The sequence below is a fragment of the Streptomyces sp. NPDC044106 genome (genome assembly GCF_056433985.1).
On record NZ_JBWKFZ010000035.1, the window covers coordinates 1 to 23,952 of the forward strand.

At 73.5% G+C, this 23,952-nt stretch carries 17 protein-coding genes; 2 read left to right on the forward strand and 15 right to left on the reverse strand.

Annotated features, from left to right (window positions below; all coding sequences use genetic code 11):
* Window positions 1-99 precede the first annotated feature (99 nt).
* From AC07DI_RS36890 to AC07DI_RS36920, 7 genes are all read right to left on the reverse strand, one after another.
* A complete protein-coding gene (locus AC07DI_RS36890; protein WP_384261911.1) occupies window positions 100-588 on the reverse strand; it encodes a PhzA/PhzB family protein in 489 nt (162 codons plus the stop codon).
* A 305-nt stretch (window positions 589-893) separates the two neighbouring features.
* Window positions 894-1,808, reverse strand: coding sequence for an aromatic prenyltransferase (locus AC07DI_RS36895; protein ID WP_478909275.1), 915 nt, complete (start codon window positions 1,806-1,808; stop codon window positions 894-896).
* Between the two features lie 88 nt (window positions 1,809-1,896).
* The gene (locus AC07DI_RS36900; RefSeq protein ID WP_384261905.1) at window positions 1,897-2,973 is read right to left on the reverse strand and encodes a methyltransferase; all 1,077 of its coding nucleotides are present in this window, start codon (window positions 2,971-2,973) and stop codon (window positions 1,897-1,899) included.
* Between the two features lie 53 nt (window positions 2,974-3,026).
* The gene (locus tag AC07DI_RS36905; RefSeq protein WP_478909276.1) at window positions 3,027-3,929 is read right to left on the reverse strand and encodes an aromatic prenyltransferase; all 903 of its coding nucleotides are present in this window, start codon (window positions 3,927-3,929) and stop codon (window positions 3,027-3,029) included.
* Between the two features lie 1,263 nt (window positions 3,930-5,192).
* Window positions 5,193-6,905: a cytochrome bc1 complex cytochrome b subunit gene (gene qcrB / locus AC07DI_RS36910; protein ID WP_478909277.1), complete on the reverse strand. Its 1,713-nt coding sequence runs from the start codon at window positions 6,903-6,905 to the stop codon at window positions 5,193-5,195.
* 412 nt (window positions 6,906-7,317) lie between these two features.
* A complete protein-coding gene (locus AC07DI_RS36915; protein ID WP_478909279.1) occupies window positions 7,318-8,859 on the reverse strand; it encodes an FAD-dependent oxidoreductase in 1,542 nt (513 codons plus the stop codon).
* 764 nt (window positions 8,860-9,623) lie between these two features.
* Window positions 9,624-10,688, reverse strand: a complete 1,065-nt coding sequence (locus AC07DI_RS36920; RefSeq protein WP_478909281.1) for a polyprenyl synthetase family protein — start codon at window positions 10,686-10,688, stop codon at window positions 9,624-9,626.
* 557 nt (window positions 10,689-11,245) lie between these two features.
* On the opposite strand from AC07DI_RS36920, the gene AC07DI_RS36925 reads away from it, so the two are divergent.
* Window positions 11,246-11,872, forward strand: coding sequence for a hypothetical protein (locus AC07DI_RS36925; protein ID WP_384261891.1), 627 nt, complete (start codon window positions 11,246-11,248; stop codon window positions 11,870-11,872).
* Window positions 11,869-12,072, forward strand: coding sequence for a MerR family transcriptional regulator (locus AC07DI_RS36930; RefSeq protein WP_389613889.1), 204 nt, complete (start codon window positions 11,869-11,871; stop codon window positions 12,070-12,072). The genes AC07DI_RS36925 and AC07DI_RS36930 overlap by 4 nt, the downstream gene beginning before the upstream one ends.
* A gap of 311 nt (window positions 12,073-12,383) precedes the next feature.
* Here AC07DI_RS36930 and AC07DI_RS36935 read toward each other — a convergent pair whose 3' ends face one another.
* The 8 genes from AC07DI_RS36935 to metK form a co-directional block, all read right to left on the reverse strand.
* Window positions 12,384-13,826, reverse strand: a complete 1,443-nt coding sequence (locus tag AC07DI_RS36935; protein WP_384261888.1) for a nitrosuccinate lyase — start codon at window positions 13,824-13,826, stop codon at window positions 12,384-12,386.
* Window positions 13,816-15,963: an FAD/NAD(P)-binding protein gene (locus AC07DI_RS36940; RefSeq protein ID WP_478909284.1), complete on the reverse strand. Its 2,148-nt coding sequence runs from the start codon at window positions 15,961-15,963 to the stop codon at window positions 13,816-13,818. Before AC07DI_RS36940 ends, AC07DI_RS36935 begins: the two co-directional genes overlap by 11 nt.
* Before the next feature lie 1,050 nt (window positions 15,964-17,013).
* Window positions 17,014-18,546 (reverse strand): MFS transporter, encoded by a 1,533-nt coding sequence (locus tag AC07DI_RS36945; protein ID WP_478909285.1) that lies wholly within the window; start codon window positions 18,544-18,546, stop codon window positions 17,014-17,016.
* Window positions 18,547-18,754: 208 nt separating this feature from the next.
* On the reverse strand, window positions 18,755-19,258 hold the full coding sequence (locus AC07DI_RS36950) for a TetR/AcrR family transcriptional regulator (protein WP_478909287.1): 504 nt from the start codon (window positions 19,256-19,258) through the stop codon (window positions 18,755-18,757).
* 70 nt (window positions 19,259-19,328) lie between these two features.
* Window positions 19,329-19,484 carry a hypothetical protein gene (locus AC07DI_RS36955; protein WP_384261876.1) on the reverse strand — a complete coding sequence of 52 codons (156 nt, stop codon included), beginning with the start codon at window positions 19,482-19,484 and terminating at the stop codon, window positions 19,329-19,331.
* 70 nt (window positions 19,485-19,554) lie between these two features.
* Window positions 19,555-20,508, reverse strand: coding sequence for a methylenetetrahydrofolate reductase [NAD(P)H] (metF, locus tag AC07DI_RS36960; protein WP_478909290.1), 954 nt, complete (start codon window positions 20,506-20,508; stop codon window positions 19,555-19,557).
* Window positions 20,505-21,569, reverse strand: a complete 1,065-nt coding sequence (locus tag AC07DI_RS36965; RefSeq protein WP_478909292.1) for a carbohydrate kinase family protein — start codon at window positions 21,567-21,569, stop codon at window positions 20,505-20,507. The genes metF and AC07DI_RS36965 overlap by 4 nt, the downstream gene beginning before the upstream one ends.
* A gap of 140 nt (window positions 21,570-21,709) precedes the next feature.
* A complete protein-coding gene (metK, locus tag AC07DI_RS36970; RefSeq protein ID WP_478909294.1) occupies window positions 21,710-22,921 on the reverse strand; it encodes a methionine adenosyltransferase in 1,212 nt (403 codons plus the stop codon).
* Between the last annotated feature and the right edge of the window lie 1,031 nt (window positions 22,922-23,952).

Below are 23,952 nucleotides of genomic sequence, written 5' to 3' on the forward strand. Positions count from 1 at the left end.
TGTCGCTCCAGTCGGGTTGCTGCAGAGCCCCGCGGATACGAATCTCCCGTATAACGTCTTCCATTGACGTACTCCGATCCAGCGGTAATGTAGTGGTTCTCAGGTGGGGATGCCGGTGCGCTTGATTTCCGGGACCGGTATGCCGAGTGCCCGCAGCTGCTGGAACGGGTTCATGAACTCGCGATTGCGCTTGATCTTGCCGTTCTCGAGTTCGAAGGAATGCAGGAAGTGGTTCTCGTAGTAGCCCTCGGGGTAGTCGCCGAAGAGGATCTTCCCGCGGCCGTCGCATTCCACCCAGAAGTGGTTGGGGTCCTGGGTCTCGAAAATCTGGATGTTGTACCACTCCCAGTCCGGGAAGCAGCCGAGGGACCACACGGCGTGCTCGGCCAGCCGGTCGCGGCCCACCGTCTCCACCGGGGATCCGGTGTCGGTGGTCCACAGGCCGCCCCGGCCGTCCTCGGTGAACAGCTCGTGCCGGCGCAGCCGGTCCTGGCCCAGGGTGTGCATGTACTGCTCGACGGTGGCCCGGTTGGCGCGGCGCAGTTCGGCGGCGTCGCTGAAGCCCTCGGTGGTGGCGGTTTCGGACACGGGTGTCCCCTTCTGTGAATGGCGAATGAATGAGGGGGGTCGCCACAGAAGTGGAATCCCCCTGTTGACTTGGGTGATCCTGCCTGATTGCCGAGGGCAAAATCAACACCGTTCCGACGTTACACTCCTGAACATGGTTCAATGTTCAACTTCAAGATGGGCATGGCGGGGCCCGCATCGGCCAAAACAATGCGGTGCGCCTTTTGTGGCGGGAAAAGGGCGGTTCCTGGCAGAGAAATTGCCTGACCCTGGACCGGGTCCCGGGTCAGGCAATTTCTCTGCGCGGAAAAGAGTTCAGGACGTGTTCATATCCTGCCGTTGTGCACCGCGCTGATCACTTTTCGCATCAGAGGCGAGAGCTGGTAGTAGGGGCCCAGGTTGAGGTAGTGCCCGCCGCTCTCCCACTTGACGGCCGCGATGACGATGGGCTCGCCCGCGTAGGCGCGCGGGGCGCTGCGCACGAACTGCTCGACCTGGTCGGTGATGGGCACCGGCAGGCCGGCCCGGTCCCAGCCGCGGGCGGGCGGCGGGGCGTAGCAGACCCGCTCGATGCGCGGGGAGTCCCAGGCCAGGGTGGTGTAGATCCTGAACGAGCGCCCCGCGAAGGCCAGCATCTGCTCGTCGGGCTCGGGCAGGCCGAGCTCGCGGTGCAGGGAGCGCAGGTTGGCCGGGGTGCGGCACTCCTGGCTCAGCTGGGTGAAGTACAGGTTGACCGTGCGGCGCCGGTAGTCGATCCCGAGCATCGCGACGTCGCGCAGGCCGTGCCGTTCGAGCAGGGCGGCGTTCGTGGCCAGGGCGCCGGGCATGGCGGGCAGGGCGGCGAGTTCTCCCGTGCGGCGCACGTCCTGCGGGAAGTGCGCGTAGATCTTGCTGAACCCGGCGACGACCCCGGCGTCGATGAGGTACTCGCTGACCGTCAACCGCTCGCGGACGGCGGACAGCAGGGCGGCGACGGGGTGGTCGGTGGGGGTGAGGAATCCGTGGGCCAGCGCGGTGGCGTAGGGATCGCCGCTGCTCACCGGCACCGTGACGGTGTAGTCGAGCTCGGCCGGGCGTGGCCCGTGGGTCGAGACGCTGTAGACGACACCGGCCTGGGCCAGGCCGTCCGCGTACGCGCTCAGGACGGGCCGGACTGTCTGCGGCGGGCAGTCCAGGCCCACCAGGCGGGCCGCCTCCTCGATGGCCGCGCACACGTCGTCGGTCCCGGTCACTGCGGGCATGCATCCTCCAGGTGCCGGTCGGCGCTTGCGGGCGGCAGGGCGCGGGCACGGCGGACGCGCCGGTCCGCGGTGCCCGGGCACGGGCCGCTCAGGCGACCTTCGTCGCGCACAGGATGGCCTGGACGGGGATGACGTCGCGGGGCACCTCGGCGGGGTCCTTGGTGATGGCCTTGGTGACCTTGAACCCGCACTCCTCCAGCCAGCTCTGGTAGACCGACATCTTCTGCGGGCCGCCCTGGCCCATGGTGCAGCCGATGAAGAAGGCCGGGAAGAAGTCGACGTTGTAGTTGTCGGTGTCGCGGATGTCCTCGGGGTAGACCGGCACCATGATGTTGACGGTGCCGCCCGGCTCGAGCGCGCGGTAGACGCCGCGCAGGATGGTGAAGACGTCGTCCTTGTCGAACATGTCGAGGAAGTGCTTGATCAGTACGGTGTCGAAGCCGGCGGGGATCTCGTCGAAGACGTTGCCGCCGATGAAGGAGCAGTGCTCGCGCACCCCGTGCTTGTCGAAGTTCTCCAGGCAGGCGGCTTCCTTCTCCGGCAGGTCGAAGGTGGTCACCTTCAGTCCCGGGGAGGCCTTGTGCCGGTAGGTGTGGATCGCGCCGAGCCCGGTGTTGCCGGCCACGTCCAGCACCTGCGCGCCGGCCGGCACGTCGACGTTGGCGAAGAACCAGGGGTCGATGTTGGCGGTGACGTTGTTCATCAGCGTCAGCCAGGCGTCGTTGAGGTCGCGGTGCTCGGCCACCGCGTCGTAGAGGGTGCCGCCCTCGGTGCCGTACAGCTCCTTCAGTCCCACGATCGTGCCGGTGCGCGCGCTGTCGGTGAGGTAGAACAGCTGCCGCAGCGCCACCACCTTGATCATGTTCATGTAGGTGAGGGCGCGCTTCAGGTCGCTCTCGGCGACCTCGGCGAGCGCGTCCAGGGTGTAGGCGCCGCTCGTCTCGTCCTGGGCGACGAAGCCCTCCTTGACCAGCAGGAACAGCAGCTGCTCGACGGCGTCGGGCTTGGCGCCGACGGCCTCGCCGAGTTCGGCTGCGGTCAGTGCGGGGTGCTCGCGGAGCTTGTCGATGATGCCGAGCTCGAAGACGGACAGCAGGCTCATGAACCGCGAGGGGCCCACCATGTACTCGCGAAAGCGTCCGAGAGTGGCTTCAGTTGACGTCATTGTGCGCTGATCCCTTTCGAAGAGTGTGCGGGGGGTGCTGCGGGGACTGCTGATCACGAACGTCCGCCGACGTAGGAAAGGTTCAGCCGGCTGTTGGTGCGCCACTGGTAGTAGGACTGGAGCTTGTAGTACTCCTCGCCGCCGGAAGTCACCGCGGCGTAGACCATCTTGGGCGTGTCGATGCCGTAGGGAACGCTCTTCAGGAACTGCTCGACCTTGGTTCCGAGCCGGGCGGAGAGCTCCAGCGGGTTCTCCGTCTTGACGCTGTAGGAGATCCGCTCGACCTTCGCCGACTCCCAGTTGACGGTGGCGTAGACGCCGAACGCCTTGCCGCAGAAGTCAAGCATCTGCTCGCTGGGCTCGCGCAGGCCGATCTCGCGGTGCATCGCCTTGACGGTGTCGGGGGCGACGACCTCGGGGGTGGCGGCGAAGTAGACGTTCATCGTCCGGCTGCCGTAGTCGATGCCGATCAGGTCGACCTTGTCGGCCAGGCCGTAGCGGGCGAAGAAGTCCTCGTTGTGGGCCAGGGCGGCGGGCATGGAGTCCAGGCCCGCCAGGTGGCCGATGCTCTCGTGGCGGCCGCCGGGGAAGTACACCCAGATCTTCTTGAAACCGCCCAGGACCCCGAAGTCGACGCCGTAGCTGTCGACGGAGCAGTGCTTTTGGACCTCGCCGATCAGGGACTCGACCGGGTGGCCGCTCTGGGTGGTGAGCTTCTTCTCCAGCACGACGGCGTAGGGGTCGATGCTCGCGGGCACCGTGAAGCGGCAGTCGAACTCCCCCTCGTGGCGCGCGTTGGTGGCCACCCTGAAGGCGATCACGGCATCGGGCAGGACCTCTTCGAACGCGGCCAGGATGGGCCGCACCTTCTCGGGCGAGCAGGTGACGTCCAGCAGCCCGGCTGACTCCTCGACGGCGGCGTAGACACTCGCCAGATCGGCGGTTCCCGACATCATTCCTCCATGGGTGGATTGCGGCGCCGGTGTGGCCGGCGGCAAGGACAAGGCGGCGCACCGGGCCGGCCAGGCGGCCGTGCGCGGGACTCGCGGGGGGTTGCGGAACGAGGGCCGGGGTGCCGGCCGGGCGCGCAGGACGGGGACTGCGCGGGCCGCCGGGCCGGGCGGCGGGGGCCTGCCGGCGGGCTCGGCCGGGGCCGGGGACTTCCGGGGTGAGGGGCCGTCAGGCGGTGTGCGGGACTCCCGCGCCGCCCGGCGCCCTGACGCAACTCCCCCGGCGGCCAAGGGCTCCACACTCGACAAGGAGGGGGCGCAGTTTTTGGGCAGGGGAGGTCTGCAGAAATAGTGACACGGGCGGGGCCCCGCACCAAGAGTCCTACAAAGTGACGTGGGTCACTCCAAGCGGAGCCGGGTGCGGCCCCTCCCCCGGCCCGCGCCGGGCATCCCTGACGCCGGTCGGGCGCACGGGGTGCGGGACGGGGCGCGCGGATGCGGAGCCTGCCGGGGCCTGCGGTGCGGCGAACGGCCGCGCGCGGGGCGGGAGTTGGGGGCGCGCTTGGGGGCGGGGCCCGCCGGGGGCCCTCGCCATGGCGAACGGCCGGTCGCGGGCGGGAGTTGGGGGCGCGCATGAGGGCGGGGCCCGCCGGGGGCGCCCTCGCCCTTGGCGAACAGGCGGGAGGGGGGCGGGAGTTGGGGCGGCGTGCGGGGGGGCGCGGCCCGAAGGGGATGCGGGGCGCGGCCCGAGGGGGATGCGGGGCGCGGGGCGGGCTGCCGGGCCGGGGCCGGGCCCCGAGGTACGGGGCGGGGGCTGGGGCGGGGCCCCCCAAGGGAGGCCCGCGCGTGCACTGCTGCCCTCCCCCGGCCTGGAGGGGCGCGATACGGGGCGGGGTGCGGGGCCCGGCCCCACAGGGGCGCCCGCGCGTGCACCGCTGCCCTCCCCCGGCCTGGACGGGCCCGGGTGGGGAGGGCATGGGGCGTTGGGGTGCGGGGCGGAGCGCTGGGCTGCGGGGGGGGACGGTGCGGGCGGGTTGCGGAGGGTGCCCGGCCGCGTACCGCCTTCGCCGGGCTGCGGGTGCGGTGCCGGGGCGGGGCGCCCGACCCCGCGTATCCCCTCCCCCGGCTGCCCGGACGCGGCCCGCGGCCCGGGCGGGGGGGCCGGTCGGGGCCGGGGGCGGTGCAGGGCGGCGCGGGTGACCCGTCCCCTGGTCACCCGCGCCGCGTTCGTGGGGGGGGCGGCCGCGGTGGGCCGGGCCCCCGGGCCGGTCAGTGCAGGGGCTGGTCACTCTCGCGGTGCTCGGCGGGGGCGGGCAGGGCAGCCGGTGCGTGGCCGTTGCCGTTGCCGTTGGAGGAGGGGTTCAGGTGGGTCAGGGCGTGTTGCATCTCCTGCGGGCTGGGGTGGGGGATCTGGCCGCCGGAGAGCCAGCGGCTGAGCCGGTGGCGGACCAGCTGGGTGCGGGATTTGGGGTTGGGCACGCCGCGGTCGTCCTCGCGCGGCGGGGCCGGCAGCGGCTGGTGGATCTCGCGGGAGAGGAGCATGTACTCCTGTCCGCGGTCCAGGCGTTCGTGGACCTCGACGAACTCGCCGTGCGGCAGGCGTTTGATGCGTCCGCTCTCGCGGCCGTGCAGGAGCTTGTCGCGGTCGCGCAGTTGCAGGCCGATGCAGATCCGCCTGGTGATGACGTAGGTCAGGGCCGGGATGACGAAGACGCCGATGCGGACCGTCCAGGTGATCGCGTTCATCGACAGGTGGAAGCGCTCGGCGAGGATGTCGTTGGAGCCGCCGAAGAAGAGCACCAGGTAGAAGGCGGCGAGGGAGGAGACGAACGCGGTGCGGGCGGGCTGTTCGCGGGGCCGGTCCAGCAGGTGGTGCTCGCGCTGGTCGCCGGTGATCCAGGCCTCGATGAACGGCCAGAGCGCGGCGATGGCGATCAGCAGGGTGGGCAGGACGACGGCCGGGATGAGGACGCCCATGTTGACGGTGTGGCCGGCCAGGGCGAACTCCCAGGCGGGGAAGGCGCGCAGGGCGCCTTCGAGGAAGCCCATGTACCAGTCGGGCTGGGAGCCCTGGGAGATCTGGTCGGGCCGGTAGGGGCCGTAGACCCAGACGGCGTTGATCTGGGCGATGCCCGCCATCAGTGCCAGGACGCCGGAGACGAGGAAGAAGAAGCCGCCGGCCTTGGCCGCGTAGTGCGGCATGAGGGGCTGGCCGACCACGTTCTTCTGGGTGCGGCCCGGGCCGCGGAACTGGGTGTGCTTCTGGTAGACGACCAGGATCAGGTGGACGGTGACCAGGGCCAGCATGATGCCGGGCAGCAGCAGGATGTGCAGGCTGTAGAAGCGGGGGATGACGTCCGTGCTGGGGAACTCGCCGCCGAACAGGAACATCGTCAGGTAGGTGCCCACCAGCGGGATGGCCAGGGTGACGCCTTCGGCGATGCGCAGGCCGGTGCCCGAGAGGAGGTCGTCGGGCAGCGAGTAGCCCAAGAAGCCCTCCAGGGTGACCAGGACCAGCAGGACCACGCCGATCAGCCAGTTGAGCTCGCGCGGCTTGCGGAAGGAGCCGGTCAGGAAGTGGCGCAGGGTGTGCGCCATCGTCGCGGCGATCATGGTCAGGGCGGCCCAGTGGTGCAGCTGGCGGATGAACAGGCCGCCGCGCACCTCGAAGCTGATGCGCAGGGTGGAGGCGTAGGCCTCCGACATCTGCACGCCCTGCAGCGGGACGTGCGGGCCCTGGTAGACCGTCTCGCCCATGCTGGGGTTGAAGAACATGGTGAGGTAGAGGCCGGTGAGGATCAGGATGATGAAGCTGTAGAGCGCTATCTCGCCGAACATGAAGGACCAGTGCTCGGGGAAGACCTTGCGCATCAGGGTGCGCCACTGGTAGATCCCGAGGCGGCCGTCCGCCCAGTCGGCGACGCGTTCGCCCTGTGGGGCCCTGGTCCGCTCCCGCTGCGGTGCCTCGTCGGTGATGCTCATGCCCGCGCGCCCTCCCCTCGCCGCTCGGTGGTCACAGGCACACCCGGGCCGGCCGGGGTGCGGCCGGTGGCGGGGGCGGCCTGCGGCGGCGCAAACGGGCCCGTGCCCTGAAGCGGGAGGAACGCTATCGACACCGTGTGCGGCCGGACAACCGCGCTCGAGCCGGAGCCCTGCCCCAACTCCGCTGGTTCTTGAGCGGGTTTCGAGCGGGCTTCGAGTGCCGGTGACCGGCGTGTCGTCAACTGTGCTGGGACGGGCGGGGTGTTGGTGCCGCGCACCCGTTGCGGGTGGCCCAAGTCGGCCTCTACAGCAGGTAGTTGCTGCGCTCTTGTCATGCCAGAACCTTATGTCCATGCCGGGTGGCGTCTGTGCCCGGCCTCCCCTCTTGCGGCGGGGCCGGCCGGCCGGGGGTTTAGGGGCGGGGGCGGGCCCGGGGCGCGGGGGCCGGCCACTGCGCCGAGGAGCCGGGCGGGCGCAGGCGGGCGGAGCCGGTGGCCACCCCGATGGCGGGCGCGGCCGCCGGGGCCGGGCGCCGGGGCGTGCGGGGGCCGTGGGTGCGGCTGGGCGGCGCCGCGACGGCGGCGGGCGGGACGGCGGGCGGGGTGTGCGGGGCCGGGGGGCGGGGGACGGCGGCCAGGGGTCCGGCGGCCTGGATGCGGGCGATGAGCTGGGTGGCGGCGTGCGGGTCGGTGGGGGCGGCGGCGGCGATCCGGGCCGTGTAGCGCCGGGCGAGGCGGGCGCGCAGTCCGGTGGGCGCGTCCTGGCCGTTGCCGGTACGCAGGTGGCGGGTGCTGGACTGCCAGGCGGGGGCCAGGCGGTGGGCCAGGGCGCGGCGCAGCCGGTAGGTGAGGCCGACGGTGGTGCCGTGGCCGGCCAGCAGGTGGTCCAGGACCAGGGCGCCCTGGACGGCCAGGGTCATGCCCGGGCCGTGGGCGGGGTCCAGGACGGCCAGGGCGTCGCCGACGACGAGGAACTGATCGGGCCAGCGGCGCAGTTTCTCGTAGTGGCGCCAGCGGTTCTCGGTGTGGGCGCAGGTGTAGAGGGGGCCCAGGGGGGTGGCGGCCTCGATGACGTCGCGCAGCAGCGGGTGGCGCAGGGCGCCGGCGGCGTGCAGCAGTGCGGTGTGGTCGGCGGGCGGCTGTGTGCCGTCGCCGGTGCACAGGGTGAGCGACCAGCGGCCGCCCTCGATGGGGTTGAGCGTGCCCTGGTGGGGGTGGTCGGGTGAGGCCATGAGCAGCAGTGCCTTCCAGTCGGCGACGTGGCCGACGGGCGGGGCGAAGACGGTGGAGACGTAGGTGCTGCGGGCCGGTGTCACGCTCTCGCGGGGGCTGTCGTAGCCGAGTTCGGCCAGCCAGTGCGGGGCGCGGGAGCCGCGGCCCGAGGCGTCCACCACGAAGTCGGCGGGTATCAGGCGGGGCGGGCCCCAGCCGTTGGGACTGCGGCGTTCGCGGGGGCGGGCCCAGACGCCGGTGACGGTGTCGTTGCGGCCGGGCTGCAGGGCGGTGGCCTCGTGGGCGGGCAGGAAGCTGACCCTGGGCTCGGCGTGCAGTCGTTGGCGCAGTACCGCATCGATCAGGTCGCGGCCGGCGCTAAGCATCGACAGGCCCGAGTCGAAGCGGGGCAGCCAGCCCTGCGGGCCGAGCAGCAGCATGTCCTGGGGCAGGCGCACCCGGATCGCGCCGGCCCGCTGCAGGTCCTTCCCGACGCCGGGGAAGAGCTGTTCCAGGCCCTGTTGGGCGGTGGTCGTCAGGCTGTGGGTGTGCCGTGCCTGGGGTACGCCGCGGCGCCGGCCTGCGCCGTGGGGCAGGCGGTCGCGCTCGATGACGGTGACGTGGTCCATGGTGTTGGCCAGGGCCCGTGCCGCGGTGAGCCCGGCGAGGCTCGAACCGATCACTACGGCGTGGCCGCGGCCGCCGCTGCCGTTGTCCGTGACGCCGTGTGCGTCCGCACTCATCTGGCCGCCCTTCCGGTGCCTTGGTGGTTGCATCATGCGGCGTGCGCGGCCCGCGGCGGCGGGCTTTGGCCAAGGGCGTGCCCGGGTGCCGCGCCCGGCGCCGCGCCGCCGCGGGCCGGCCGCGGGGCCGCCCCCGGTCGCGGTGTGCGGGCTCGTTGTGCCTGGTGGGGAGGGGTCCGCGCCCCCGGTGCGGGGGTCCGCAGGGGCCGGGGGGTGAGGGGGCGGGCGGGGGCAGAGGGGGCGGGGGTCGAGCGGTCCTCGAGGTGCTCCCGATGCGGACTCAGGCGGTCTTCGAGTGCGCGCCCGGCGTCTGAACGCCCGCCGCGGGGCGCGGAGTTGGGGTGGCGGCCGCCTTGCCGGGTGCCGGGCGCCGCGCTCGGCGCGCCGGCCGGGGGGGCGGGCGGGACGGTACGCCGCAACGGGGTGCGGGGGAAGCGGGGCCCGGCGGGGGTTCACAGACGGGCGCTCAGCGGGGGCAGCCCGGCCCGGGGGCGGGGGGCGGGGGCGGGCGGGGTGGCCGCACGTTGCTGCCGTCCGGTCGCCTGCCGCGCGCAGCTTGGCCGGTTCGCGCGGGTGCCCGCAGCACCGTCCCCGCCCGCCCGGCGCCAACTCCCCGGCCGTGGCCGGGGGGTTGGTGCGGGCACCCGCCGGGGCGGGGCTTCGGCGCAGCGGGGCCGGGGTGGCGGGGCGGGAGGGTGCGGGACTCCCCCGCCCCGCCCCGAACTGCCCTGCCCCGCGGGCGGACGCGGTGCGGTGGGCGGCTTTCAGGCGGTGCGGTAGGCGACCCGTTCGGCCATGGCCGTCAGTTCGCTGCGCCACACCGGGTCGATGGGGGTGGCGGCGATGGCGGTGCAGCCCTGCTCGACGAGGCCGGCGATGTGCTTTTCGACGTCATCGGGGACGCCGGTGTCCAGCAGGCGGCGGCGGACCTCCTCGGGGGTGTGGCCGGGGGTGGTGATCAGGCGGTGGATGCGCGGGTCGCGCTGCATCGCCCAGCCCAGGAGCAGGGTCATCTTGTGCTGGCTGAAGTCCAGGCCGGCGGGTTTGCCGGTGGCGGCGGAGTCGCCGAAGGCGTCCAGCAGGTCGTCGCGGAGCTGGAACGCCTCGCCGACCGCCTCGCCGTACTGTTCGAAGGCGGGGGCGAGGTCGGGCCGTTCGGCGGCGCTCGCGCCGACGGCCAGGGGGCGGTGGATGGTGTAGTGGCCGGACTTGGCCAGGGCGATCCAGCGGGAGAGGTGGGGGTCGATGAGGAATTCGGCGGCCGCGGTCATGTCCATGTACTGGCCGATCATCAGTTCCGAGCGCAGCCTGTTCCACACCGGGGTGACCGCGGCGGGTGCGGGGGCCATCAGCTGTTCGGAGTAGACCAGGGCCAGGTCGCCGACGAGGAGGGCCACGCCCTCGCCGTACCGGCGGGATTCGCCCTGCCAGGCGCGTGCGGCGTGCTGGGCGGAGTGGTGGGCGTGGACGGTGGGCAGGCCGCGGCGGTGGCTGGAGGCGTCGATGATGTCGTCGTGGATGAGGGCCGAGGCGTGCAGCATTTCCAGGGCTGCGGCGCTCGTCACGGCCACGGGGTCCTCGGGGTCGCCGCCGGCGGCGAGGTAGCCGGCGATGCAGAAGGCGGGCCGGATGCGTTTGCCGCCGGCCGCGACCAGGCCGCGCAGTGCGTCGACGGCGCCGGCCGCCCGTTCGTTCACCCCCGCCCATACGTCGTGTTCGGCCAAGAGGAAGGCCCGCAGATGGTGTTCCATCCGCTGCAGCAGTTCCTCGCTGGTGCGGCGTGCGTCGGCCGCCCCTTGCTGGTCGGTTGCGATACAGGTCGTTTCCATGGCCACAGCCTTGACTTCCTTGGCGTAGAGAGCGAGCACGGTGGGGGGGCGGCCGGCCGGGGCGGGGCCCGGCACGGCACAGAGGCGGTTCCGGAAGGGAACTCGAGCCCCGCTGAAGAAAAGGGGAATCTAGAATTCCCCTTTAGGGGGGATCGATTACGAAAGGAAAAATTTAACACCGCTGGATTACCGCTCTCTTCCCGCCGGGGTGCACGTTGACACCCCCCGACCGCTCATGGAACTCTCCGAGTGCACCCATGGCCGCGGCTAGGTGGCGGTGGGTTCTGGGGCAGTAACGGGGGGATGGAATGCACATGACGGCCGTATCGAGGGAACACATCAGAGCCTGCGCCTGCCGGGCCTGTTCCGCTTCTTTTGCCGTAATTCACTGACCGGGTCCTTCCCGCCGCCGCGGTGTTCTTCCGCGGTCTTTGGCCGGGCCTTTCGGTCGCGCCCCCGTCTTCGGGGGCCTTCGTTTCAGCATTCACTGCGGTGATCGGCGCGGAATTGTTTCCGGCGGCCGGCCGCGGGGCGCGTCAGCTCATGAAGGAGATTCAATGGAGTTTCACTCATGTCCCAGGAACCATGCTCCCGAGGTGCGGGCCGCCGCCGGCCGTGTGCTGTGCGCCGCGTGTGCCGGGCAGCTGGAGCGCACCCTGCGCACCCTTCCCGGCCTGCACCAGGAGGGGCTGCACCACATTCTGCCGACGGCCCGGCGCAGGAACCCGACGAAGGTGTCGGGCAGCCGCAGGCGCGACCACCTGAATATTTCCGCGCTCGACGCCCGGAACAATATTCTCGCCATCTTGGAGTCGTGGTCGCTGTATGTGGTGGAGAAGCTCGAAACCGCTCCTCCCGGGCGCTCCGTCCCCCAGCTCGCCTCCTTTTTGATACGCCATCTTGAGTGGCTCACCGCCCAGCCCCCCGCCGTGGAATTCGCCGATGAAGTCGAAGGCCTCCAGGTGGAATCGCTGCGCGCCATCGACCCGGATTCGGAAGAGCACCGCACGCCCGCCATCGGGTGCGTGGTGGACGACTGCCCGGGGACGATCAATACCGCGCAGCGTGCCGCAAGGAGCCCGGCCAGGGGCAGCATCAGCTGCACGTCAGGACATTCATGGGAAATGCGCGAATTACTGACCCTCCGGCATCTCTTGGACCGGCAACGGAAGGACGCCGCATGAACAGACCACCGCGCCACCGGCTCGTACCCACGAATGTGGCCGCCCTGGCCACGGGTGTCTCCGAGGCGACGATCCGCAAATGGGTGAGCCGCGGCAAGATAACCCGCTACGGCACCCCGGGGCGTTCGCAGTTCGACATAGAGGAACTCACCGAGATCGCCCTGCGGCGCCGGCCGGCCGGCGCCGCCGCCCGTTCCTGACCCCCGCCCCCCGCCCCGTCCCTGCCCCTCCCCTTGCCCCTGCCCCGCACGCCGGCCCGCGCCCTGCTGGAGGGTGCGGGCCGGGGTGTGTGCTCTCAGAGCCTGTCTTTGAACCCCCGCCTGCGCCCCGGCGCCCGGCACGCACGCTCGGCGCACGGAGCCCCAGGACAGGTGGCTCCGCCACATGACCTGGAACTCCGCACACCGATCGCACGCTTCCCCAAGCTCTCGGCTCCGCTCGAGCAGGGGAGGCCCCAATCCACCGCTGCGCCCGCGCTTCCCGCGGACGACGGGGGTTCAAAGACAGGCTCTCAGGCGGGCAGGGTGCGGGTCAGGGCGCGCTCGGTCAGTGCGGCGGCGGCCCCGGTGTAGGCGCCGGGCGCGAACAGGTCGCGGTGGCGCTCTTCGTCCAGCAGTGCGGCCACCCGCGCATCGGCCCGCAGGAGGCCGGCCAGGGGCGCGCCGGTGCGGGCGGCCTCGGCGCAGGCCTCGTTGAGCAGGGCGCGGGCCGCTGGTTTGCCCAGCAGCGGGGCCAGGACGGCGGCGATCTTCTCGGAGACGATCTGCCCGCCGGTCAGGGCCGCGTTCGCGCGCATCCGCCCGGTGTCCACCGACAGGCCGGAGACCAGTTCCACCGCCTGGTGGGCCGCTCCCCCGGCCAGCCGCAGCAGGGCGCGCAGCGGTTCCCACTCGGCGTGCCAGGCGCCGGCGGAGCGTTCGTCCTCGCTCAGCATGCAGCCAAGGACGCCGGCCGCCAGCGGGGGCGCCTGCAGGGCGGCGGAGCGGATGGCCGCGGACAGGACGGGGTTGCGTTTGTGCGGCATCGCCGAGGACGCGCCGCGCCCGGCGGGCGCCGGCTCGTGCACCTCGCCGACCTCGGTGCGGGTCAGCGACAGCACATCGACGGCGATCTTGCCCAGGGCGGTGCAGGTGAACGCGGCGCCCTGGGCCAGGTCGGCCACGGGGGTGCGCAGCACGTGCCAGGGCAGCAGCGGGGCACAAAGGCCCAGTTCGGCGGCGAAGGCGGCGGTCAGCTCGCGGGTGTAGGCGGCGGGCTCGGCGCCCGGGGCGTGGTGGAGGTAGCCGGCCAGGGTCCCGGCGGCGCCGCCGAGCTGGACCGGGGCCCGGGCCTGGAGGTCGGCCAGTTTCTGCGCGGCGTCCAGGACCAGGCTGCGCCAGCCGGCCGCCTTGCAGCCGAAGGTGGTGGGCACCGCGTGCAGGGCCAGGGTGCGCCCGGCCATCAGGGTGTCCTGGTGGGTGCGGGCCAGGCGGGCCAGGTCCTGCTCGAGGCGGGCCAGGTCGGCGCGGATCAGGCCCAGCGCCCGGTGGGCCACCAGGACGGCCGCGGTGTCCAGGATGTCCTGGCTGGTGGACCCGCGGTGCACGTAGGCGGCCGCCTGCGGGTCCAGGGCCTGGACCAGCGCGGTCAGTTCCTGCACCAGGGCGACCACCGGGTTGGCGGACTGGCGGGCCCGGGCGGCCAGCGCCGGCAGGTCCAGGCGCTCGGCGCGGGCGGCCTCGGTGATGGTGCGGGCGGCGGCCGCGGGCACCGTGCCCAGGCGGGCCTGGGCCCGGCTCAGGGCCGCCTCGGCGTCCAGCATGGCCTGCAGCCACGCGCCGTCGCCGACCGCGCCGGCCACGGGGGTGCCGGCCCAGACCGGGGCGAGCAGCCCGGCATCCGGCAGCGCCGGGGCCGCCAGGGCCGCCGGTGCGGGCGGGGCGGGCGGGGCGGCGGGGGCGGGGTCAGTGGGCATGCGTGACTCCTTGTGCGGGGTGAACGGCCGCCCCCGGGGCGGAGGTTGGGGCAGCGGGAGCAGTGGAGGCCGCCGGGGTGGTGGAGGCGGCGGGGGTGGTGGGGGCGGCGGGGGTGGTGGTGGGGCAGGCCAGGGCCGCGCGGGCGATGGCGTCGGCGTCGGTGAGGGTCACCGAGTTGACGCCGGGGCGGATACCGGCGGCCGTCACCCAGTGCACCGACTCGGTGGGCACCCCGAAGGCGAAGCGGCGCGGGTGCGGGCGCCCGGCGGCGTCCAGCAGATGGAACGGGCGCCGGGTGACGGCCAGGCCGTCGCTCTCGTAGGGCTCCTTGGTGCGGGTGGGGATGCGGTGGGTGGTGCACTGGCCGCTGTCCAGCAGCCGGCGCAGCAGCGCATCACCGGTACGGCGCAGGGTGATCGCGGGCAGCCGCGCCTCGATGAGCGTGTCCACGCGCCGCACCGAGCCGGGCACCAGCGGGGAGTGGGTGGTGCAGCCGCCCGGACGCAGGCGTACCACCAGGTTCGGGCCCACCACCTCCAGCACCCCGGCCTCGATCAGCGCGATCATCTCCTCGACGCGGCGGGCCGGCGGGCCGATGGAGAGGTGGGCGTTGAGCGGGGTGTACCAGCCGTCCAGGTCCTCGCGGTGGGAGTCGCCGTGCAGCCCGTTGTGGTCGACGGCCAGGCGGATCTCGTTGCGCAGGTCGCGCAGGACGTCCAGGGCCGCCTTCAGGGGGCTGCTGAGGTTGCCGGTGCGGGCCTCGGCGACATCCTGGCGCAGATGGTCCAGGAGCCAGCCGGTGAAGTCGTGCGGGCCGGTGAACTCCCGCCCCCGGTAGGGCCGGGCGAGCAGTTCCCAGTCCCAGCGGTCCTTCTCGCCGATGCCGTACGCCGTGAGAAGCGCGCCGCGCCGCACCGTGCCGGCGGCCAGGTAGTCGGCCTGGAACTGCTCGCTGGGCCCGTGCTTGCCGCGCGAGGACAGCAGCGTGCGGTAGTAGACGCCCTCCACCTCCGCCGCGATCAGCGGCCACAGATCGGCCCGGAAGTCCAGGGCGGACGCGCCGGCCCGGCGGCGCATCTCGCCGATGCGCCGCTCGGTGAGCAGCAGCGGCCGGTGCCGGCCGTGCGGGCCCTTCTCGTTCTCGCCGCGGGCCTGGTAGGGGATGCCGCGCCGGGAGCCCGCGCACAGGCGGGGCTCGCGGCCCGAGGGGTGGTAGACCAGGCGGCTGCCGGTGCGCGAGAAGCGGCCGCCGCGCCCGGCGGTGAGCCGGGCGAGGTAGTCGAAGAAGTTCAGTCCCAGGCCGCGCAGCAGCACCCTGCTGCCCGGCTCCAGGGCGTCCAGGTCGACGTCGGCGGGGTTGGCCGGCGCGAGGTGGCGCAGGCCCGACTGCCGGGCGCGGGCGGCGAAGGCCCGCTCGGCGTCATCGGCGCGGGCCGGCAGGTGGCCCTGGCACAGGACGACCGCGTCCAGGTGGCGCAGCACGGCGCCGTCGCTGAGCCGCACCCGCTGTTGCGGCGGCCCCTGCGGGTGGCCGGTGGCGCCCTCATCGTCCAGGGCCAGGGCCCGGCAGCGGTGGACGGTGACCCGCACGCCGTCCGGGGCGCCCCGCACGATGCGCCGGTAGGCCCAGCGCAGGTAGTGGCCGTAAAAGGCGCGGGTGGGGTAGGTGTCGGGGCCCAGGGCGCGGGCCTCCTGCAGGACGCCGGCCGGATGGCCGAAGACGCCGCTCCCGCCGGCGGCGGTGTCATCGGCGCCGCCCGCAGTGTCATCCGCGGCCGCGGCGGCACCCGTAGGGGTGGCGGTGGCATCCGTAGGGGTGGCGGTGGCATCCGTGGCGGCGGCGGTGAGGGTGGTGGCCCACTCGTACAGGCTGGGTCCGGGCTCCAGGGGGCCGTGCAGGTCGACGGTGGCGTCGGTGAACAGGGAGATCTGGCCGGCCACGGTGTTCATCAGCAGGTGCGGGGACTGGTCGGTACGCCAGACCTGGCCGGGGCCGGGCGGGTAGGGGTCGACCACATGAATGTGCACGGTGTGGTCCTTGGGGCGCGAGCGGGCGTTGGCGCACAGGCGCTCGAGTACGGACAGCCCGCGCGGTCCGGCACCGATCAGGCATACCGTGCTGTGTGTCGCTGTCATGTCTACCGTTTCTGCTGGTCACGCAACGGGGCGAGACCGCACGCCGGGCGCCGCCGCACAAGCACACGAGGGGCGGCGCCGCTCACGTCCGGCCGGGAGCACCGCGGCGAGCGAGAGCCGGCGGTGCTGGGACGCACACGCCCCGCCGGCCCGGGAGAGACCTCGACCGGGCGGCGGCCCCGCGCCCCGTGCGCCACGGGGCGCGAGCGGGGCGGGGGGCACGGCATGTGCGACAGGGGGGATGTGCGGATCGCGGGGGGCGCTGGCGGCCGGTGGGCCGCGCTGCGCGTGCTGCTCCCGCGTCCGTCCCGCGGCCGGCCGTCAGCCGCTGTCGCGGGGCGGACGGTAGCCGTTCACCATGCCTGGGGGGCGGACCCCGCGGCCATGCCGCCTCCTGGGCCCGCGGGCCGCATCCGGGCCGCCGGGCGGCGGGATCCCGGGCGGGCCCCTACCGGGGCGGCGTACTGCCCCGGGCCCGGCAGCGCCCGGGCAGCCGGGGTCGGCGGGGCGCTCGAGAGGGCCGGCACACCCGTGCCCGTAACCGTGTCCGTGCCCCCGGTGCGGTCCGGCGCGCAGGCGCGGGTGTCCCTCACTGCGGTGGTGGTCATGGGCCTGCTCCTTTCCGCTCTGCGGGGAGGGTGTCGCTCAGCTGCGTGACGCGGGCCCGGGCGCGGGCGCGGTGGCCGTGGTGCGGGCGCGGCCGGCGCTCTGCGGGCGGGCCCGCGGAAGCGGCAGGAATGAATTTTCCGGTGCGCAAGGAAAGAGGGGGGACGGAAAAGCGCCCAAGTACCGGCCGGGGTGCTGTTTTTGGGCAGGGTGGGCGCCCTGGAATAGTGACACGCGGCCCGCCTCCGCGCCTAGAGCGCCCCGAAGTGGCATGGATCACGGCCCTGTTCCCTCCTGCCGGCGCCCGACTGCGGGCGTGCGGCGGGGGGGGGTGGCCCGGGCGGGCACGGGGGTGGACAGCACAGCGCCCCCGGAGGGGGGATGGTCCCCGGGGGCGGTGCGGTCCAAGGCCGGCTCAGTGGCTCAGTGGGCGCTCACGCGCTTTCAGGAGGCGGCGCCGGTGGTGGTGGGCTGGGCCGGCGCTTCGTCGCCGGGCTCGGCATCCGCCTCGGCCAGCACGTTGCGGGGCGTGGCGTCGACCTTCTGCATCAGCGCGATGACCAGGACGGCCGCGGCGGCCACCAGGATGGCGCCCACCTGGAAGGCCCGCGAGGCCCCGTCGGACTGGGCGACGGTGGGCAGGACGCCGTCGCCGATGTGGTCGCTCGTGTAGCGGATGGCGATGGGCACCAGGGTGGCCAGGCCCAGCGCGCCGCCGATCTGCTGCATGGCGGTCTGCACGCCGGAGGCCAGCCCGGAGTCCTTGCCGGTGACCTGGTAGAGCGCGCCGTTGACCAGGGCGGGATAGCACATGGCGCTGAAGATGCCGAAGACGAGCATGCCCGGCAGGACGCCGCCGACGTAGGAGGAGTCGGCCTCCAGGGAGCTGGCGACGAACAGGCCGACGGCGGCGCCGCCGAAGCCGATGGCCAGGACCGCCTTGACGCCGATGCGGGGCATCAGAGCGGAAGCGGCGCCCATGCCGGCGCCCATCGCGAAGGCCAGCGGCACCACGGCCATGCCCGCCTTGATCGCGGAGTAGTTGAGGACCTGCTGCATGTAGATGATGAGCAGGAAGGCGTAGCAGTGGAAGCTGGCGAGCAGCGCCAGGGTCACGACGTTGGAGGTGACCCGGGTGCGGTTGGTGAAGAAGCGGATGGGCACCATCGGGTCGGAGACGCGGGTCTCCCACACGGCGGTCAGCAGCAGGATGCCGATGCCGGCCAGCAGCGGCAGGAGCACGGTGGAGGAGCCCCACGCGTGGTCGGCGGCCTTGATCAGGCCGTAGACGACGGCGACCAGGCCGCCGGTGATGCCGACGGCGCCGGCGAAGTCGACGCTGCGGCCCTCGCGTTCCATGCGGCTCTCGGGCATGACGCGGGGCACCAGGATGAGCGCGGCGAGCGCGATGGGGATGTTGATGTAGAAGATCCAGCGCCAGTCGATCCATTCGGTGAGCGCACCGGAGACGACCGATCCGATCACGCCGCCCAGGGCGGCGGTGCCGCCCCAGACGCCCAGGGCCTTCATCCGCTCGCGGGCGTCGGGGAAGAGGATGGGGATCATGCCGAGTGCGGCCGGGCCGCACAGGGCCTCGCCCAGGCCCTGGACGAAGCGGCTGGAGACCAGCATGCCGGAGGACATCGCGGCGCCGCAGGTGGCCGAGGCGACGCCGAAGCAGATCACACCGATCATGAAGACCCTGCGGCGGCCGAACATGTCGGCCAGCCGGCCGCCCAGCAGGAGGAAGCCGCCGGCCATCAGCACGTAGCCGTTGAGGACCCAGGCGAGGTCGCCCTCGGTGCTGAAGGTCAGGTCCTTGTCGATCTCGGGGAGAGCGACGAGCACGATCGTGACATCCATGACGAGCATGAACTGAATCGCGGCCAGGACGCCCAGTGCTTTCCAGCGCCTCGGGTCGGACTGGGCGACGGCGTCGTTCGCCCCGCCCGGGGACTCTTTGTCGAGAGTACTCATGGCCTGTTTACTTCCTCCGAATAAGTGCGACCCGAAAAGGCCGTCCGCGCGGATGTTCCGGCCGGCGCCGGTGACTCGTGCGCCCCGCCGGATCGCGGGCCGGTGTCCGTCTCCTCCCCTCCGACGAAACGGGCTGCCCAAATGTGAGGGCCCGTGCGCGCCGCGGGGTCCCGCAGGGGCGGTGGCGGGGGCGGGGGCGGTGGCGGGCTCAGGCGACCAGGTAGCGCTGGATGGTGGGGGCGATGAGGGCGACGACGTCGTCCACCGAGGCCGAGGCGAGCGGCTCCAGCCGGACGACGTAGCGCAGGACGGCCACGCCCCACACCTGGGCCTGGGCGGCGTTGATGTTCATGGGCGGCACGCCCAGGGCGCGGGCGACCTCGTCGAAGTCCCTGGGCTCCTCCTGCAGCGAGGCCGCCAGCTGCCGGAAGATCTGCTGGGACATGAAGTCGCGCATCTGGGCGGCGCCTTCCTCGCCGGTGAAGACGGCGCTGAAGGCGGCCAGCAGCTGCGGGCGCACCTGGGGGTCCTCCCAGCGGGACAGGGCCGCCCGCAGCAGGCCCTCGGCCAGCTCGGCGCGCCGGCCGGTCAGGGAGGCCGCGCCGGCCCGGGCGAGGGCGTCACCGATATCGCTCAGGGCGTCGGTCCCCGCAGACGCGGCAGACGCGGCGGACGCGGTGGGGGTGGTGGGGGTGTGTGGGGCTGCGGACATCTCTCCTCCTGGTGGAGCAGGGGTACGAGCAGGGGTACGGGGCGGGGGGCCGGTGGGGGGCGGGGCGGGGTCAGTCGATGCCGCGTACGACGTTGGTTTCGGCGCTGTCGTCCTCGTCGATGCCGGCCAGGCGCAGCGCCGGGGTGCGCGGCGGCGTGCGGACGGCGGCGTCCGCGGGGCGCCTGCTGTCCTTGGGCCTGCTGTCCTCCTCGTGGGTGTGGTGCACGTCAGCCTCCTGGTGGGGTGGGGTCGGTAGCGGGGGGATCGGGCCCGGAAGAAGAGGGGGCGGTGCCGTGTCAGTGGCGGGCTGCGAGACCGGCGGGCCGGACACCGGGCGTGCCGGGCGTGGTGGATGCGCCGGGTGTGGCGGGTGTGGCGGGTGTGGCGGTGATGTTGCGGTGGATGTCGAGGGCCGCGGTGGAGCGGTTGAGGGTGATGTAGTGCAGGCCGGGGGCGCCTTCGGCCAGCAGGCGGCGGGCCATGGCGGTGGCGTACTCCACGCCGATGCGGTGGCCCTCGGCGGGGTGGTCGCGGGCGGCGTCCAGGCGGTGGGCCAGGGCTTCGGGGAAGGCGGCGCCGCTGAGCTGGGCGAAGCGGCTGATCTGGCGCACGTCGGTGGCCGGCATGATCTCGGGGATGATCGGGGTGTCGCAGCCCGCGGCGCTCACCTTCTCGCGCAGCCGCAGGTAGTCCTCGACGTGGAAGAACATCTGGGTGATGGCGTAGTCGGCGCCGGCCCGGCACTTGGCGACGAAGTGGGCGATGTCGCTGTCCCAGTCGGCGGAGCGCGGGTGGCGTTCGGGGAAGGCCGCCACGCCGACGCTGAACTGGCCCGATTCCTTGACCAGGCGCACCAGTTGGTGGGCGTGGTCCAGGCCCTTGGGGTGGGGCGTCCAGGGTCCGTTCGGGTCGCCGGGCGGGTCTCCGCGGACGGCCAGGACGTCGCGGACCCCGGCGTCGGCGTACTGGCCGATGATGTGGCGCAGTTCGGCCACCGAGTGGCCCACCGCGGTCAGGTGGGCGACGGGGCGCAGGGTCGTCTCGGCGGCGATGCGGGTGGTGAGCTCCACGGTGCGTTCGCGTGAGGAGCCGCCGGCGCCGTAGGTGACCGAGACGAAGGCGGGGGCCAGGGTCTCGATGCGGCGGATGGTGCGCCACAGGGAGCGGGCCGCGCTCGGGTTCTTGGGCGGGAAGAACTCGAAGGAGAAGCTGGGGCTCTCCTCGTCGATGAGGTCGCGCAGTGCCCTCATGAGCGGCCCCCGGCGCCGGGGCGGGCGGCGGGAGGGGGCGGGGCGCCGTCCGGTGCGGGGGCGGGGCGGGCGGGGTTCGTGCGTTCGCCTGTGATCTGTGTTTCCAGGGCGCGGGCGGCGGCGGGTCCGTAGGTGTGGTCGATGCGGGTGATCAGGTCGGCGGGGAGGAGTTTGTACTCCTGGGTGCCGACCGATTCCAGGACGGTGGTGGCCAGGGCGCAGCCGAGCTGGGCGGCGCGTTCCTGGGGCAGGTTCCAGGCGGTGGCGGCCAAAAAGCCCGCGCGGAAGGCGTCGCCCGCCCCGGTGGGGTCGGCGATCTTGTCGGTGGGGACGGCGGCAACGGGCAGGCGGGGGCAGCCGGCGCGGTCCAGGGCGACGCCGCCGGCGCCCAGGGTGGTGATCCAGGTGCCGACCCGCTCCAGGAGTTCGGGGCGGCTCCAGCCGGTGCGTTCCTGCAGCAGGGCGGCCTCGTACTCGTTGGTGAACAGCCAGCGGGCGCCCTGGACGAGGCGGCGGGCCTGGTCGCGGTCCAGGCGGGCCAGTTGCTGGGAGGGGTCGGCGGCCACCGGGATGTGCAGGCGGTGGGCGGTGGCGGTGTGGCGCAGCATGGCGGCGGGGTCGTCGGCGCCGACGAGGACGAGGGCGGGGGGGCCGGTGCGGGCGCTCACGGCGGCCAGGTCGATGCGGGCGGCCTCGGCCATGGCGCCGGCGTAGAAGGTGGCGATCTGGTTCTGGTCCTGGTCGGTGGTGCACACGAAGCGGGCGGTGTGCAGGGTGTCGCTGACCTGGACGGCGCTGGTGTCCACGCCGTGTTCGTGCAGCCAGTGGCGGTACTCGGCGAAGTCCTGGCCGGCCGCGCCGATCAGGAGGGGGTTGAGGTGGAGCAGGCCCAGGCCGAAGGCGATGTTGGCGGCGACGCCGCCCCGGCGGATTTCGAGGCGGTCGGCGAGGAAGGACAGGGAGACCCGCTCGAGCTGTTCTTTGATCAGCTGCTCGGCGAAGCGTCCGGGGAAGACCATCAGGTGGTCGGTCGCGATGGATCCGGTCACGGCGATACGCACGGCGAAATGCACTCCCTCTTGAAGGCGTGAGGTCGACAGCGGCCCTCCCGGGCCCGGCGGCGCCCCGCGGGGGCGGGGGCCGCCGGGGCCGGGCTTTTTGCGGCGTGCCCGGCCCCGGGGGGCGGAGGGCGGCGCGGGGGTCAGCCTGCTTCGGCCACCGCGCGCAGGGCGTCGGCGCGGTCGGTGCGTTCCCAGGTCAGTTCGGGCAGGTCGCGGCCGAAGTGGCCGTAGGCGGCGGTCCGGGCGTAGATGGGGCGCAGCAGGTCCAGGTCGCGGATGATCGCGGCGGGGCGCAGGTCGAAGACGGCCGTGACGGCCGCTTCGATGGCGGCCTGGGGGACGGTGGCGGTGTTGAACGTCTCGATGAACAGGCCGACCGGTTCGGCCTTGCCGATGGCGTAGGCGACCTGGACCTCGCAGCGGGCCGCGAGGCCGGCGGCGACGATGTTCTTGGCGACCCAGCGCATGGCGTAGGCGGCCGAGCGGTCGACCTTGGAGGGGTCCTTGCCGGAGAAGGCGCCGCCGCCGTGGCGGGCCATGCCGCCGTAGGTGTCGACGATGATTTTGCGGCCGGTCAGGCCGGCGTCGCCCATCGGGCCGCCGATCTCGAAGCGTCCGGTGGGGTTGACGAAGAGGCGGTGGTCCTCGGTCTCCAGTTTGATGCCGTCGTCGGCGAGCTGGGCCAGGACGGGCTCGACGACGTGAGTGCGCACGTCGGGGGTGAGCTGCTCGGCCAGGTCGATGTCGCCGGCGTGCTGGGAGGAGACCACCAGGGTGTCCAGGCGCACGGGGCGGCTGCCGTGGTACTCGATGGTGACCTGGGTCTTGCCGTCGGGGCGCAGGTAGGGGACGGTGCCGTCCTTGCGGACCTGGCTCAGGCGGCGGGCGAGGCGGTGGGCCAGCTCGATCGGCAGCGGCATCAGGGCGGGTGTCTCGTCGGTGGCGTAGCCGAACATCAGGCCCTGGTCGCCGGCGCCCTGCCGGTCGAGTGCGTCCTGTTCGCCCTCGACGCGGTTTTCGTAGGCGGCGTCCACGCCCTGGGCGATGTCGGGCGACTGGGCGCCGATGGACACCGACACCCCGCAGGAGGCGCCGTCGAATCCCTTGGCCGAGGAGTCGTAGCCGATGTCGAGGATCTTGTTGCGGACCAGGGTGGCGATGTCGGCGTAGGCGGTGGTGCTCACCTCGCCCGCGATGTGCACCTGGCCGGTGGTGATCAGGGTTTCGACGGCGACGCGGGAGGCGGGGTCCTGGCCGAGCAGGGCGTCCAGGACGGTGTCACTGATCTGATCGGCGATCTTGTCGGGGTGGCCCTCGGTCACGGATTCCGAGGTGAACAGGCGACGGGACATGACTCTCCAGGACTAAAGAGGGGGGCGGATGCGGGTGCGTTGACGTGGCGGGAACGGGGTCGGGCGGCCATGGGGGCCACGGGGGCAGCTGCCGTGGCCGGGGGGCGGGCGGGCGCCGCTGGTATGCGGACGATGCGGCAGGAGCAGCCGGCCAACGGCCCGGTACTGCGGGCCCAGTTGGTACGGGGGCCCGTGCGGGGAGCCCCGTCGGTATCGGTCCACGGGGCCGGTGCCGCACGGCCCGGTGTGCCGGGCCGGGGCGGCGTGGGATGGCAGGTGGGACGGGACGGTGTGGCGCCGTGCGGGAGGGGGCGGGACCGCCTCGCATGCCCCCCGGCGGGGGAGCGTATGCCTCTCCCCCGCGCCCCGTCCGGCCCGTCACCGAGCCCCAGCGGCGCCCCGCACCACCACCCCTCCCCCGCACCGGCACCCCCCCCTGCCGACCAGCAGCGTTGATGGCACGTCTTCGTCCCCACGGCTGGTCGGGCAGGCCCGGTGCGATGCAAGCTGCGCCGGATGCCCGAGAGCAACCGATCTGGCGGGGCCGGCGCGTGCGGCGCGCCCCGCAGGGGCGCGGGGAACTGCGCGCCCAGCCACGACGCCCCCGGCCAAGGACGCACCCCGGCCCCGCACGGCGCTTGGTGCTTGGTGCTTGGCGCTTGGCGCTTGGTGCTTGGCGCTTGGCGCTTGGTGCTTGGTGCTTGGTGCTTGGCGGGCAGACCCGGCGCAGCCGGTGACGGACCCGCGGAAACCACAGCCGCCCGCCCGGCACGCAGCCACCGGAGTCGCCCGCACGCCCTCGGGGCCACGGAGCCGGCCGCACGGCCACAGGATGTGCCGGGGCGGGCCGGGCGCGGCGGTGGTGCTGCGCTGCCGGGCCCGCCCGGGCTGCGGGCCGGGCCGGGCCGGGGTGCGGGCCGGGCCGGGCCGGGATGCGGGCCGGGCCGGGCCGGGATGCGGGCCGGGCCGGGCCGGGATGCGGGCCGGGCCGGGCCGGGATGCGGGCCGGGCCGGGCCGGGATGCGGGCCGG